Below are 14,233 nucleotides of genomic sequence, written 5' to 3'. Positions count from 1 at the left end.
ACCTAACTCAACAATATAAAAACCAGAAAGACACCACCCTTATCGATAAGTTCAAAATTAATCGATAAACTGGAATCAATTTGCTTTAACAAAACCTTTACATGGGAAAACGTTACCAAATCAGAATAAATCTCTGCCAAATGCGAACAAATAAAACATAGTCATCTTATTACCCGCCACGCCCCCATCCGTACCGCCTCAATTGACGTCAACCGCCAAACCTTGATAAGCCTTACGCATCGCCCCAACGAGGGCGGTATGGAAGCAAACAAAAAAACAACCAGGAAGGATATAAGCGATGCTTAGGAAAAGCAGACTCTCTGCTGCCGTTGCGTTTGCCTTGGCGAGCGCGGCAGTAGTGGCCACCCCTGTCTTGGCCGAAGAAGGCCAAAACGTCGAAAAACTCCAGAAGATCAAGGTTACCGGTTCGCGCATCTCCCGTGTCGACGTGGAAGGCGCCACCCCGGTCGTCGCCATCAGCAAGGCCAAGATCGAACAATCCGGTCAGCAGACCGTGGCCGACTACCTGAAGCAGGCTTCCTACAACTCCTTCGGTAGTATCTCCCCCTCCTCCGGCAGCTCAGCCCAATCCCAGGCCACCGTCAGCCTGCGCGGGCTTGGCTCAGAGCGCACCCTGGTGCTGCTCAACGGCAAGCGGGTCGCCGGTTCTCCTTCCATGGGTGGCAGCGCCATCAACCTCAACTCCATCCCCATGGCGGCGGTGGAGCGGGTGGAAGTGAACCTGGACGGCGGCTCGGCCCTGTACGGTTCCGATGCCATCGGCGGTGTCATCAACGTCATCCTGAAACAGGACTATGAAGGGCTGGAATTCCAGGGCCGTATCGGCTCTCCCACCGAAGAGGGTGGTGACGAGAAGAGCGGCTCCATCGTCAGCGGCATCACCGGGGAGAAGGGCGCCCTGATGATGGTGTACGAGCACGACGTCAAGGAGGAGATCTACTACAAGGATCGCGACTACCTGGCGTTGCAGGGCTCTTCTGCTCCCAGCCTGTATGGCCGCAACATCAAGGGGATCGATGCCGCCACCGGCAAGACGGTCACCCGTACCCTGGACGGCATCGACTGCGCCAATACCGGCCCCGGCTTCGTGCCGGTCGGTACCGCCTGCCGCTTCGACTTTGCCCAGGTCGCCGCCAAGACCGCTTCCCGTACCCGGGACACCGTCTATGTCAACGGCCGCTATCACATCAATGACAACGTCGACTTCGTACCCCAGCTGATCGGCTCGCGGGTCACCAGCTTCGGCCGCTTCGCCCCGGCCGCCGGTCCCTTCAGCATCGACGGGACCACTCCGGGCGGCGCCGAGCTGCTGGCCGACAACGGCTTCATCGGCGACAAGGCTACCGTCTACTATCGCTTCAGCAACGTCGGCCCCCGTGACAACGACGTCACCGACCTGACCGGCAGCATGAACCTGGGCTTCGAAGGCACACTGCCGACCGAAGCGGTGGGCGATGTGGAGTGGAATGCGGGCTACATGTACTCCAAGACCGACAACAAGAACCGCGGCACCGGCTACGTGCTGAATCCGGCGGTCCAGCAGGAGGTCGACAGCGGCAACTTCAAGAACGGCGAGTTCTCCAGTGCCGCCACCAACAGCCTCTCCTACGACACCAGCCGCACCTCCAAGATGGACTTCTTCCAGTGGTACGGTGGCCTGGGCTGGAGCATGGGCGAACTGCCGGCCGGCCCCATCGGCTGGTACCTGGGGGCCGAGTACAACGACTGGGTTTACTCCGACACCTATGACAGCCAGTCTGCGGCCGGCAACGTCATCGGCTCTTCCGGCAATTCGGGCGGTGGTGTACGCGACGTCTTCGCTGCCTATATCGAGAGCCTGATCCCCATCACCGAGCAGATCGAGCTGAACCTGGCCGGTCGTTTCGACAAGTACAGCGACTTTGGCAGCGCCTTCTCGCCCAAGGCGAGCCTGCGCTATCAGCCGCTGGACAACCTGTTGTTCCGCACCTCCTGGTCGCAGTCCTTCCGCGCCCCGGGTCTGGATGACCTGTACGCGGCCGATGCCGACTCCGCCGACTTCGCCAAGGACTATGTCTCCTGCCAGAAGAACGGTGTGGCCAACTGCCCGGAAGAGCAGTACACCACGGTTCGCCAATCCAACAAGAACCTGAAGGAAGAGACGGCTGACACCTTCGGCATCGGTGCCGCCTACAGCCCGATCGACGACCTCAACCTCTCGCTGGACTACTACTACATCAAGATTGATGACGTGATCCAGCTGGCCACTACCCAGACCCAGTTCTATCAGGAGCTGAACACTGGCAGCAACCCGAACGTCATCCGCGATGCCAACGGCGATGTGGAGCAGGTTTATGCCGGCATGGTCAACCTGGGCCAGCTCAAGACCAGCGGTCTGGACTTCAAGGCTGACTACAAGTACGACTTCAACGTCGCGACCGTGCGCTACGACTTCGGCAGCACCTACATTCTGAAATACGAAGAGGGTCTGTTCGCCGGTGGTCCCATGGTCGACAAGAAGGGCTGGAACGCCAAGCCTGAACTGCGCTTCAACTCCGGTGTCGGGGTCAATGTGCCGCAGTGGTGGAACATGGATGCCTACCTGAGTGCCAACTACATCGACTCCCAGAGCCAAGACTATGTTGACGGTCGGACCGAGGGCCATATCGCCTCCCAGACCACCTGGAACCTGAACGTCGGTGTTAACACCCCCTGGAACGGCAAGCTGCAAGCCGGTGTGAAGAACATGTTCAACGTAGGCCCCTCGCTCTCCAGCGACGGCTTCACCTACGACGAAGATCTCTACAGCATCGACGGACGCATCGTCTACCTCGACTACACCCAGAAGTTCTAATCAACTGCCGTTGATATACCAACCTAAGCCGGCCCGGTCGGGCCGGCTTTGCCCAACGTCCAAGGAAGTTACGGAGATAGGGTAATCCTATGAAAACAAGGACAATTACAATGAAGAAAGCGCTCCTCGGCAGCCTGGTTTCTGCTGCCTTGCTGACCAGCTTCAATCTGAGTGCCGCCTCTGCCAGCCAGGCAGTGGACGCTCAAGCCGCCACCGACAATGCATCCAAAGTTTCCCAGCAGAAGATCGACAACTACGCCGACTCTGCCGAATCCGCCCTCGCCCAGTACAAGGCCGCTCTGCGCCAGGTCGACAGCCTGCGCACCTACAACGAGCAGGTGGGCAAGATGGTCGAATCCCAGAGCAGCGAACTGGCCTCCATGCAGCGCCAGATCGCCCAGATCGATCAGACCAGCACCGAAGTGGTGCCCTTGATGCTCAAGATGATCGACTCCCTCGATCAGTTCGTCTCGCTGGATCTGCCGTTCCAGAAGGTTGAGCGGGAGGACCGCGTGGCGGCCCTGACCGACCTGATGAACCGGGCCGATGTCACCATCTCCGAGAAGTACCGCAAGATCCTGGAGGCCTATCAGATCGAGGAGGGCTTCAGCCGCACCATCGAGTCCTACAAGGCCAGCCTGGACAAGGATGGCAGCGAGAAGACTTACGAGTTCCTGCGCGTCGGCCGCATTGCCCTGCTCTACCAGTCCCCTGACGGCCAGGAAACCGGCATGTGGAACAAGCAGACCCGCCAGTGGGAAGAGTTGCCCCAGGAGTATCGCAGTGCAGTGGAACAGGGCCTTCGCATCGCCAAGAAGCAGGCGCCTCCCGCCCTCATCAAGCTGCCGGTTCAAACTGCGGAGAAAGCATCATGAAAGGAATCAAACTTGCCATCGCCTCGCTGATCGCGGGCGCTACCCTGGTCACCCTGCCGGTGACCGCCGCCGAGAAACCGGTGGATCTGAACGCCCTGCTCAATCAGGTCAAGGCTGCCAGCACCACTGAATCCCAGCTCAACAAGGAGCGGGAAGCCCGCTTCCTGGCCGACAAGAACGAGCAGACCGCCCTGCTGGCCAAGGCCAAGGCCGACCTGGCTGCCGAGACCGCCAGAGGCGAGCAGCTCAAGGCCACTTTTGATGCCAATGACAAGCAGCTGACCGAGCTGACCGAGACCCTGCGCCAGCGTTCCGGCAACATGGGCGAGATGTTCGGCGTACTGCGCCAGTTCGCCGGCGAGTTCAAGGGGATCTTCAACGCCTCCGCCCGTCGGGTCGAGCATCCGGAGCAGACCGCCCTGCTGACCCGCCTGGCCGAGAGCAAGGAGCTCCCCTCCAGCGATGACCTGACCGCCTTCTGGACCACCACCCTCAGCCGCATGGTCGACGGTGGCAAGGTGAGCCAGATCCCGGCCACCGTGGTCTATGGCGAAGGCAACCAGGCCGAGAAGACCGTCACCCAGATCGGCGAGTTCAACACCGTCTCCGAAGGCAAGTACCTGACCTTCGTGCCGGAGACCGGCAAGTTCGAACAGCTCTCCCGTCAGCCTGAAAGCAATGTGCTGGAACCGGTCGCCAAGTTTGAACAGGGCGGTGGCAGCGTCGAACCCATTTTCATCGACCCGTCCCGCGGCGTGATCCTCTCCCTGCTGGTGCAGTCGCCAACCCTCAAAGAGCGCATCGATCAGGGCGGCTCCGTGGGTTACGTGATCCTGGCACTGGGGGTCATCGGCACCCTGCTGGCGCTGTTCTGCGGTGCCCGCCTCTCCCTCATCGGCGGATCCATGCGCAAGCAGCTCAAATCCGATCAGATCATCAAGGGCAACCCCATCGGCGAGATGCTGGGCGCCTACCAGGCGCACCGTGGCGACAACATCGAGGATCTGGAGTCCAAGCTCGACGAGATCATCCTGCGCAACGTGCCCAAGTTCGAGAAGGGCATCAGCATCATCAAGCTGATCGCCTCGGTGGCACCTCTGCTGGGTCTGCTGGGTACCGTGGTCGGCATGATCGCCACCTTCCAGGCCATCACCCTGTTCGGTACCGGCGATCCCAAGCTGATGGCGGGCGGTATCTCCGAAGCCCTGGTCACCACCATGCAGGGTCTGGTGGTCGCGGTGCCCATGCTGTTCCTCTACACCATCGTGCAAACCCAGAGCCGCCGTCTGATCCAGGTGCTGGAAGAGCAGAGCGCCGGCTTCGTCGCCCGTTATCAGGAACGTCTGCACGCCTCCAAAGCCGCAGCGTAAGGAGTCACCCATGTGGTTCTGGTTGATTGAAGAAGTCGAGTCGGTCCGCCGGTTTCTGGGATTGGGGGGCGACGTGCTGGTCGCCCTGTTCTTCCTGACCCTGATGATGTGGGCCCTGCTGCTGGAGCGCTGGTTCTACTTCATGGCGGTCTACCCCCAACAGGTGAAGCAGACCAAGGCCGCCTGGCTGGCCCGCAGCGATCACCTCTCCTGGTCTGCCAGGCAGATCCGCCGCGAGCTGGTCTCCCGGGTGGCCATGGCGGTGGACAAGGGGATGCCGGTCATCAAGGTGCTGATCGCCCTCTGCCCGCTGATGGGACTGCTCGGGACTGTGGTCGGCATGGTGCAGGTGTTCGACACCCTGGCCATCACCGGCACCGGCTCACCGCGGGCAATGGCCTCGGGGATCTCCAAGGCGACGGTACCGACCATGGCGGGCATGATTGCCGCCCTTTCCGGTCTGTTTTTTGTCAGCCGGCTCGATCACAAGGCCAAGCTGGCCGTGCAGAAGCTGGAAGACAACCTGAAACACGGCTGATGCAGGATGCACTCCCCCGCCGGGCCCGGTTCTGGCGGGGGCACAGAACAAGCAAGGAGTTTTTGCCATGAGAAAACGTCACAGCGACAGCAGTGCTGATGAGGCGGCCATCGATTTGACCCCCATGCTGGACATAGTGTTCATCATGCTGATCTTCTTCATCGTCACCACCTCGTTCGTCAAGGAGTCCGGCGTGGAGATCAACCGCCCGAGCGCCAGCACGGCCGAAACGGTGAAGAAGGGGAACATCATGGTCGCGGTCCGCGAGAACGGCCAGGTCTGGGTCGACAAGCGCATCGTCGAAGTGGGTGCCGTGCGTGCCAACATCGAGCGGCTGCGGGCAGAGAACCCGGAGAGCGCCGTGGTGATCCAGGCCGACAGCGAATCCCGTTCCGGTCTGGTGGTCCAGGTCATGGATCAGATCCGCATGGCCGGTGTCCAGAACATCTCCATCGCCGCCGACAAGAGCAGCTGATGCCGGAGCGAATGCCATGAGATACCTGATATCGTTAGCGGTCTCCTGCGTGGTGGTGTTCTTCCTGTTCCTGGGAATGAACAAGCTCATCACGCCGGATCACCGGGAGCTGACGGAGAAGGAGGACGTCACCATGACCGACTTCATTCGCCTCAAGCCTCAGGAGACCCTGCAAGAGAGACAACGTGAGCTGCCCAAACCGCCGCCCCCGAAACGCCCGCCCCCCCCTCCCGAGATGGAAGTGGCGAGCACGGATCGGCCGCAGATGGAGAGCTCGCCAATGGACATGCCCAAACTCGACATCCCGGTCAACATCGGCGGCGGCAACGCCCTGGGTGCCTACAGCACCGGCGGCGGTGGCGGCGGCATGGGTGGCAACAATGGCGCCATTCCGCTGGCGACCTTCGAGCCCATGATGCCCCGCAAGGCGGCACTGGCCGGCCTCGCCTCCGGCAAGGTGCTGGTGGAATTCACCGTCACCGAGCGCGGCACCGTCAGCAACGTGCGGATCGTCAAGGAAGAGCCACGCAGCTACGACCTCGGCAAGGCAGCGCGCCAGACCATCGCAAAATGGACGTTCAAACCGGCCATGGTGGATGGCAAGCCGCAGGCCAGTCGCATGCAGCAAGAGATCGAGTTTGCGACTAACTAAGGAAGGTGGCGATGAAAAAGTTACACACCCTGATCCTCGCCCCGGTCGCCATGGCGGTGCTGCTCAGCACCGCCGGTTGGGCCGCCGAGCAGCCCGCCCTCTCTGACCGCGCCTACCGCGCGGTCAACAAGGCGCAGGCACTGATCACCGAGAAGAAATACGGCGAGGCCAATGCCAAGCTGCAGGAGGCGCTGTCCGGCGCCGGCGAGCGGGTCTACGACAAGGGGGTTATTCTGCAGACCCTGGGCTTCGTGGCCGCGCAACAGGAGAAGTACGGTCAGGCGACCAAGTACTTCGCCGATGCCATCGCCACCGGCGGGCTACCCCAGCCGGTAGCCCAGCAGGTGCGCTACAACCTGGCCCAGCTCTACATGGCGGAGGGGAACTTCAAGGCCTCCATCAGCACCATGAACCAGTGGTTCGCGAACCTCGGCAAGGACGAGAAACCGACCCCGCACGCCTACATCACGCTGGCCAACGCCCATGTGCAGCTCAAGCAGTATCGGGAAGCCATTCCGGCGGTGGACAACGCGATCAAGCTCTCCGCAGGCAAGGCGCCGGAGTCCTGGTACCTGCTGAAGATGGCGGCCCACTACGAGCTGAAACAGTACAAGCCAGCTACCGAGGTGCTGACCGCACTGGTCGACCGCTACCCGGAGAAGAAGAAGTACTGGACCCAGCTGTCGGCCATGCACATGCAGGCGGGCAACGATGCCAAGGCCCTGGCGGCGCTGGAAGGCGCCTACAACCTCGGCATGCTGACCGAAGCCAGCGAGCTGCAGCGCCTCGCCAACTACCTGGCCTTCGCCGGCATTCCCCACCGCGCCGCGCGCGTGATGGAGAAGGCAATGAAGGAAGGGACCATCGAGAGCAACGCGGCCAACTACAAGACGCTCGCCAACTACTGGCACCAGGCCAAGGAGCTGGACCCGGCCATCGACACCCTGGCCAAGTCCTACAAGCTGGCCCCCAGTGCCGATCTGCAGTTGAAGATGGCGCGCATGATGATCCAGAGCAAGCGCTACCAGGATCTGGTGGCCTTCGCCGCCAAGCCCGCCGCCAACGCCAGCGGCGAGCAGCGGGCGGATCTGAAGTTCCTGACCGGGGTTGCCTATTTTGAGCAGCAAAAGCCGAAGGAGGCACTCTCCGCCTTCACCCAGGCTGCCCAGAACGGCAACGTCAGCGGTCGCGCCTCGCCCTGGATCAGCTTCTTGAAAGAGCAGCAGGGCGGCGCCGTCACCCAGTAACCAAACCGCGTGCCGGCCGGGGCCATTCCTCGACAAGGCACGCAACAACACCCGGCAGGACGGGCTCCCGCCCTGCCGATCAACAACAAGGGGATTACCCCGCAGATTGCCTTGGTGGCAATTGGCCGCTCCCCGGAGCGGTCTTTTTTATGCCCCTGCCTTTATTACCCCGCCATAAAAAAATCCGGAGCCTGGGCTCCGGATTGGGTCATTGCCTTGCGAGAGAACAGGCCAGGCTGAGTGCCGGCCTGTCCCTCAAACGGTCATCAGTAACTGCACACCAGCTTCCAGCTGCCGTCGCCCGCTCTGAGCTCGCTGCTGGTACAGCAGCCTGGACAACTCAGTAGCTGCATACCAGTTTCCAGCTGCTATCGCCCGCTCTGAGCTCGCTGCTGGTGCGGCAGCTTGGACAACTCAGTAGCTGCATACCAGTTTCCAGCTGCCGTCGCCCGCCTTGGGCTCGCTGCTGGTCCACCAGTTGGCCTGCCAGACCGCCTTGTTGTTGGTCATACGATCACCGCCGTTGGCGTGATCCCCCTGCGGCCAGGTCGGATAGGCCTTGTAGGCGGCCGGGTTGACGTTCTGGCTGCTGCAGGTGGTTCCGCCCGGGTTCTCACCGCCACCACTGCTGCCCAGCACGGCCTCCGGCAGGGTCGGGAACTCGGCCTTGAGACCCGCAGTCTGGGTACCGCTGATGATGCGGATACCGCTCGGCACACCGGCGGCCGGCAGATAGTAGGTCATCGCCACTTCCACGTCGCTGCCCGGCGCCCACGCCTTCCAGGTCGGCAACGTGAAGGCCGCCTTGTGGAAGTCCTTCTCGTTGGCGATGCCGTCGGAGTTCTGGTTGCCGCCGCTCTCTACCACTTTCAGCCCCATCCCGCTTTGGTCGGTGATGGTGTCGGAGGTGGAGGTGGGCACCAGAAACTCGATGCGGGTACCGCCCGGAATGGTCTGGGTCGAGTTGTTGGTGAGTTTCAGGGTCGGGTTGATCGGGTAGTTGGAATCCCCCTCCTTGAAGCCGGAGAGGCCCACCGCGATGTCGAGCTGGGCAGTTGGCGCCGCCAGATCGTTCTGCCTGGTGTCGTACTTGGTCGCCTTGGCAAACTTGTCGTAGGCGAGCGTGGTCAGGGTATCCCCCATGCCGTACTCGTTCTTGGCCGGATCGAAGGCGTAGTCACCCGCCATCTCCCAGAACATGACCCCGCCCAGGCCCCGCTTGATGATGTAGTCGAGCTTGTGGCCCATGGACTCTTCATCTTCGGTGGAGAGGAACACCTTCTTCTCTTCGTTCCACAGCCAAGGCGCCTGCGCCTTGTCATCGTAGTAACGCACGTACTTGCCCTGCATCACGTGAGCCGGGTTGTTGGGATCCAGACCCCAGGCCTGACCGTAGCTCGGCATGGTGGTGATACCCAGGCTCGCGGCGTTCTCCAGGTTCTTGGCATGCCACATGGGCACGGCACCACCGCCGATCTCCTTGCCGTTCTTGTCGAGATCGTGCCAGATGTTGTCGATGCCGACCGCCCCGTTGCCGCACGGAATGGTGCTGCCACCGGTGCCCGGCTGACAATCGCTCTGGCTCGGCAGGGCTGCCTTGCCACCCAGACCGTGGGTGCCACCGCTGACCCCCTGCCAGCCGCGGGTGTAGTAAGGCACGCCCACGTTGATCTTGCCGGCCGCCAGGGCGCCACGGAAGTAGTGGGCAGACCAGGCCGCGTTGAGGTAGCCGATGCCGCCAAACTGGCTCTGGGTATAGACGCCCCAGTGAGCGAGTTCGGCATCCGCCTTGTTGTCGAACAGGGCGGCGTTGTGACCGACGAAGTTGTTCCAGGCGCCGTGGAAGTCGTAGGTCATCAGGTTGACGTAGTCGAGGTACTGGGTGACCTGGAAGTTCTCCATGCCGCGCAGCAGGTAGGCCGAGGCCGGCGAGGCGATGGTCAGCATGTACTTGCGACCATCCTCGCTGCCGGCGCTGTCGAGCTTGCTGCGCAGGGTCTGCATCAACACCTTGTAGTTGGCAAACAGCTTGCCGCGACACTGGTTGGAGAGCGGGAAGTCGTTGGGGTTGCCCGCATCCTTCATGGAGGTGGGATACTCGTAGTCGACGTCGACCCCGTCAAAGCCGTACTGACGGATGAAGCTCACCGCCGAGTTGGCAAAGGCGTTGATGCCGTCGGTGTTGACCGAGCAGTCACCCTTGGTGGTGGCGGTATAGAAGCCGCGGGTATCGGCCCAGCCCCCCACCGAGATCAGGGTCTTCACGTCCGGATACTGCTTCTTGTACTTCGACAGCAGGTTGAAGTGGCCCTGATAGGCGAACTCCGGATCCATCTCGGCACCCGGCACGCCGTCCCAGGTCATCTTGGTGGCCGAGTCGTCCACCTTGATGGTGTGGCTCTGCTCGTCCACCGCCGCGAAGGCGTAGTTGATGTGGGTGATCTTGTCCCAGGGAATGTCGCTCACCAGATAGGAGGGCAAGCCGTTCTTGCCGGTACGCCAGGAGGTGAAGTAACCGATGACCCGGCGGGCGTGATCATCCCCCATGCACTCGTAACCGTCCGGGCGGTAGATCTGACGAATGTCGCAGGAGAGGTTGCCACCGGAGGGCGGCAGGGCGGACTCTTCCACCTGCACGTCGACCTGGCTCGACTCGCCGCTCAGGTTCTCCTTGTCGGTTGCCACCAGCTTGAGGCCGGCCAGCCCCTTGCTCTGGGGCGTCCAGTTCACCTGCCAGGGGGCACTGGTGTCCTCCCCCACCTTCTTGCCATCGACGAACAGCTCGACCTTGGCGACATCGTCGTTGGCATCTGTGACATTGCCGCTCACCGCCACGCTGCGACCCAGGGTCACCTTGGCGCCAGCGGCCGGGCTCGCGATGCTCACCTTGGGCGCCTCTGGCGCCACCACGGCGGCGACCTTGAAGCTGGAATCCGCTTCGCTCAGCACCTTGCCGTCTTTATCCAGCGCCCGCGCCTTGAGGGCGTGAGCGCCGACACCGGCGGCACGCCAGCTGCCGTTCCAGGGCGAGGCACTTGCCGTGGCGACCAGGGTGCCGTCGATAAGGTACTCGACCTTGACCAGCGCCGTCACCGGGCCGCTCAGGGTCACCGCCAGCGCGACGCTGGCCCCCTCGTTGACACTGGCGCCGGCAGCCGGCGAGCTGACGGCTACGCCGAGCGCCGGAGGCGGTACCTCCCCGCCATAGAGTTTCCAGGCATCCGCCCAGACGACCCCGACACCTGGCTCATAGTGATAGGGCGAGGCCCCGCACCAGCCGGAGTAGGGAAATTCTTTGCACTCATAGAGATTGCCGACGTTGCTGACGATGTCGCCGGCCTTGTAGGCGGTACCGGCCTGATAGGCGGGATAAGCGGCCTGTGCCCAGGCGGGCATGGCAGCCAAAGCCACCAGCATGGCAAGCCTGCTGGGCCTTAGGGTCTGTTGCATATTGTTATCTTCCTTGTTTTGTCTTGGCATTGGTCTCCAAGGCAAAGCACAAGCGCAACCTGCGTGATGGGCGCAGACAACTGGCAATGGACCTGCCACAAACGTCACCCTCACCCTGGGAAGCCCCGCTATCTGGATCGCTCGATCTGAAGACCGGAGGCATTGCGTCCCGGCGCCTCGGCCGGTTTGCCCTTTACCTGGGTTCCGTGAGGAACAAGCCGAGTATAGGAATCAACCAGCCGAGTCTCAATCTTCATTCTCGAGGAAAAATATGTGGATGCCAGCGGGATCACATTTTCGCCAACCGGATGAAATAACAAATTTGTCATTAGTTTCATGCTGTTAGCCAAGTCAAAAAAACCGGCATTGCCCTCATTTGTATCCCCGTAATGTGCGTTGGCTCACTGGTACGACATGCCAGAAATGTGACAATGCGCGCCCTTGGCCGATGCGCCAAGGCTATGGAAACACTGGCAAAAAATAAAAAAGGAACAGATATGAAAGGAACACGTACCCTGCTGTCGCTGGCCGTGGGGATTGCGCTCGCCTCCCCGTCCGTCTATGCCGCCGGCTTCAGCTGCCCGGCCGACAGCGACCTCACCCCGATCCCAGTCATTCAGGGCAGCGGTGACAAGAGCCCGCTTATTCCCGCCGACAAGTTCGAAAGCCCCCAGAGCGTCATGGTCAAGGCGGTGGTCTCTGGCCTTGGCGAAAGCCTCAACAAGGGGTTCTACCTGCTGGATGTGCAGGGCGATGGCAACCCCCAGACCTCGGACGGCATCTTCGTCTATCTCAACGACAAAAACTTCGCCAGCAAGTACCCGGACATCAAGCCGGGCGCCGAAGTCTGCCTGGAGGCCAAGGTCGAGGAGTATTACGGCCACACCCAGCTCAAGCCAATGACTGACAACGGCACCGCGCGCCTGCAGGTGATCGCCCAAGGCACAGCCCCGGCCGCCATCCCGCTGCGGGTTCTGGAAAACGAGACCCTGGCCCGGGCGCTGGAGCGCCACGAAGGGATGCGGGTACGGCTCGATGCCGACAGCGCGCTCAAAATCAGCCGCAACTTCAGCTATGACTACGCCGCCCGACGCAACAACCTGGTGCTCTCCCACCAGGCGCCGCTGATGAAGCCGACCCAGCTGCACGACGCCGACAGCAAGGCCGCCAAGGCGCTGGCCAAGGCCAACGCCGGCAACCGGGTATTCCTCGAATCGGACTTCAAGGCCGCCGACGGCAAACTGCCCTGGCTGCCGGCCTGGGAGCCGGAGCAGGGTTACCTGCGCATCGGCGATGCCCCGGTCAATCTGGACGCCATGGTGGGCTACAGCTACAACGAGTACCGGCTGATCGTGCCGCAGGATCAGGTGATCACTGCCGGCGATCTGCTGCGCACCAGCGACAACGACCGCCAGAGCGCTCCGGCCCGTGCCGACGGCACCGATCTGCGCGTCGGCAGCTTCAACGTGCTCAACTACTTCACCAGCCACTCCAGCGTGGGCGGTGCCCTCAACGTACTGTGCAAGGATCAGGCGGATGCGGACAGCGCCAAGGGCTGCAACCGCGGCGCCAAGAACCTGGAGGACTTCCAGAAGCAGCGCGCCAAGATAGTCAACGCCATCACCGAGATGGATGCCGACCTGCTCGGCCTGATGGAGATGGAGAACAACGGCTTTGACAGCCACTCCGCTATCAGCGACCTGGTACAGGCCCTCAACGCCCAGCAGAAAGAGGCGGGCAAGCAGTACGCCTTCGTCACCCTGCCCAAGGCGCTGCTGCAGGGCGAACACTACTTCGGTGGCGACGCCATCATGGTGGCCATGATCTACCGGCCGGCCAAGCTGGTACCGCAAGGGGACGCCAACGTCATCATCCTGCCGGTACAGAAATACCTGGATGCCAAAGGGGTCGAGAAACAGGCCTCCCAGCGTGACTCCCTGGTGCAGACCTTCACCGTCGAGGGCAGCAAGGATCCGCTGACCCTGGTGGTCAACCACCTGAAATCCAAGGGCTCAGGCTGCCTGGAGAACCTGGATGGCAAGGAGCCGGCAGATCTGCAGGGCAAGTGCACCGAGTTCCGGGTCAGTGCCGCCAAGGTGCTGGGCGAGGCGGTGAGCAAGCTGCCCGGCCAGGTGCTGCTGGTGGGCGACTTCAACTCCTACGCCCGGGAAGATGCGATCCGGGTGCTGACCGACTATGTGCCGACCGACGGCCAGCGCAAGATAGTCTCAGCCTCCCAGACCTTCCTTGGCGACCAGGTCTTTGAGCAGACCGGCAGCGAAGTGGCCAAGAGTTACGGCCTAGTGGACATGAACGTCAAGTTCAACAAGGAGAAGGCCATCTCCTACAGCTACGAGGCCGAGCTCGGCACCCTGGACTATGCCCTCGCCAACCCGGCGCTGGCCGGCAAGGTGATCGCCGTGGCCGACTGGCACATCAACTCGTTCGAGAGCAACCTGTTCGAGTACGGCCGGGACTTCACCGGCGACATGATCAAGTCGGACAATCCGTTCAGCGCCTCCGACCACGACCCCATCATCGTCGACCTCAAGCTGAAAGAGGAGAGCAACGGCGGTGGCGGTGCCATGGGCGCCCTGCTGCTGGCCCTGCTGCCGCTGGCCTGGCGTCGCCGCCACGGCTGATGACCCTTGCCATCACGCCAAAAGCCCGCAGCGATGCGGGCTTTTTTATGGATCGTCGGCACGACCGGTGAACGGAGCGCAAAACAAAAAGGCCACCGCAGTGCGGTGGCCTTTTCTACTTTCGTTACGA

9 protein-coding genes and 1 riboswitch are annotated in these 14,233 nt (G+C 62.0%); of the genes, 8 read left to right on the top strand and 1 reads right to left on the bottom strand.

All coding sequences use genetic code 11. The features are described from left to right. The first annotated feature begins 298 nt into the window (after positions 1–298). The 7 genes from AB5Y95_RS12125 (at position 299) to AB5Y95_RS12095 (ending at position 8,011) form a co-directional block, all read left to right on the top strand. Positions 299–2,854 (top strand): TonB-dependent receptor, encoded by a 2,556-nt coding sequence (locus AB5Y95_RS12125; RefSeq protein WP_043170343.1) that lies wholly within the window; start codon positions 299–301, stop codon positions 2,852–2,854. A 110-nt stretch (positions 2,855–2,964) separates the two neighbouring features. Further along, a complete protein-coding gene (locus AB5Y95_RS12120; protein ID WP_005297842.1) occupies positions 2,965–3,729 on the top strand; it encodes a DUF3450 domain-containing protein in 765 nt (254 codons plus the stop codon). Beyond that, positions 3,726–5,099 (top strand): MotA/TolQ/ExbB proton channel family protein, encoded by a 1,374-nt coding sequence (locus tag AB5Y95_RS12115; protein WP_005297840.1) that lies wholly within the window; start codon positions 3,726–3,728, stop codon positions 5,097–5,099. Before AB5Y95_RS12120 ends, AB5Y95_RS12115 begins: the two co-directional genes overlap by 4 nt. 10 nt (positions 5,100–5,109) lie before the next feature. Then, complete coding sequence (locus tag AB5Y95_RS12110; protein ID WP_005297834.1) at positions 5,110–5,637, top strand: MotA/TolQ/ExbB proton channel family protein; 528 nt, start codon at positions 5,110–5,112, stop codon at positions 5,635–5,637. A gap of 67 nt (positions 5,638–5,704) precedes the next feature. Continuing rightward, a complete protein-coding gene (locus AB5Y95_RS12105; protein ID WP_005297833.1) occupies positions 5,705–6,112 on the top strand; it encodes a biopolymer transporter ExbD in 408 nt (135 codons plus the stop codon). Positions 6,113–6,128: 16 nt separating this feature from the next. Further along, entirely contained in the window at positions 6,129–6,764 is a 636-nt protein-coding gene (locus tag AB5Y95_RS12100) for an energy transducer TonB (RefSeq protein ID WP_005297832.1), read from the top strand. 11 nt (positions 6,765–6,775) lie between these two features. Beyond that, positions 6,776–8,011, top strand: coding sequence for a lipopolysaccharide assembly protein LapB (locus AB5Y95_RS12095; RefSeq protein WP_010633016.1), 1,236 nt, complete (start codon positions 6,776–6,778; stop codon positions 8,009–8,011). Positions 8,012–8,425: 414 nt separating this feature from the next. Here AB5Y95_RS12095 and AB5Y95_RS12090 read toward each other — a convergent pair whose 3' ends face one another. Then, positions 8,426–11,428 (bottom strand): glycosyl hydrolase family 18 protein, encoded by a 3,003-nt coding sequence (locus AB5Y95_RS12090; RefSeq protein ID WP_368161448.1) that lies wholly within the window; start codon positions 11,426–11,428, stop codon positions 8,426–8,428. 148 nt (positions 11,429–11,576) lie between these two features. After that, a riboswitch (cyclic di-GMP riboswitch) is annotated at positions 11,577–11,662 on the bottom strand. Between the two features lie 296 nt (positions 11,663–11,958). Here AB5Y95_RS12090 and AB5Y95_RS12085 point away from each other — a divergent pair. Next, on the top strand, positions 11,959–14,103 hold the full coding sequence (locus AB5Y95_RS12085) for an ExeM/NucH family extracellular endonuclease (RefSeq protein ID WP_017766349.1): 2,145 nt from the start codon (positions 11,959–11,961) through the stop codon (positions 14,101–14,103). Positions 14,104–14,233: the final 130 nt, after the last annotated feature.

It is taken from the genome of Aeromonas sp. R5-3 (assembly GCF_040908225.1).
Classification (GTDB): Bacteria; Pseudomonadota; Gammaproteobacteria; order Enterobacterales; family Aeromonadaceae; genus Aeromonas; species Aeromonas dhakensis.
The sequence above is the reverse complement of the archived record's forward strand: the minus strand, read 5'-3'. Positions and strand labels throughout refer to the sequence as shown.

What these genes read in the sequence shown, in the direction of transcription:
- AB5Y95_RS12110 (WP_005297834.1), top strand. Translation starts at nt 5,110, where the DNA reads ATGTGGTTCTGGTTGATTGAAGAAGTCGAGTCGGTCCGCCGGTTTCTG.
- AB5Y95_RS12125 (WP_043170343.1), top strand. Translation starts at nt 299, where the DNA reads ATGCTTAGGAAAAGCAGACTCTCTGCTGCCGTTGCGTTTGCCTTGGCG.
- AB5Y95_RS12120 (WP_005297842.1), top strand. Translation starts at nt 2,965, where the DNA reads ATGAAGAAAGCGCTCCTCGGCAGCCTGGTTTCTGCTGCCTTGCTGACC.
- AB5Y95_RS12085 (WP_017766349.1), top strand. Translation starts at nt 11,959, where the DNA reads ATGAAAGGAACACGTACCCTGCTGTCGCTGGCCGTGGGGATTGCGCTC.
- AB5Y95_RS12095 (WP_010633016.1), top strand. Translation starts at nt 6,776, where the DNA reads ATGAAAAAGTTACACACCCTGATCCTCGCCCCGGTCGCCATGGCGGTG.
- AB5Y95_RS12090 (WP_368161448.1), bottom strand. Translation starts at nt 11,428, where the DNA reads ATGCTGGTGGCTTTGGCTGCCATGCCCGCCTGGGCACAGGCCGCTTAT.
- AB5Y95_RS12105 (WP_005297833.1), top strand. Translation starts at nt 5,705, where the DNA reads ATGAGAAAACGTCACAGCGACAGCAGTGCTGATGAGGCGGCCATCGAT.
- AB5Y95_RS12115 (WP_005297840.1), top strand. Translation starts at nt 3,726, where the DNA reads ATGAAAGGAATCAAACTTGCCATCGCCTCGCTGATCGCGGGCGCTACC.
- AB5Y95_RS12100 (WP_005297832.1), top strand. Translation starts at nt 6,129, where the DNA reads ATGAGATACCTGATATCGTTAGCGGTCTCCTGCGTGGTGGTGTTCTTC.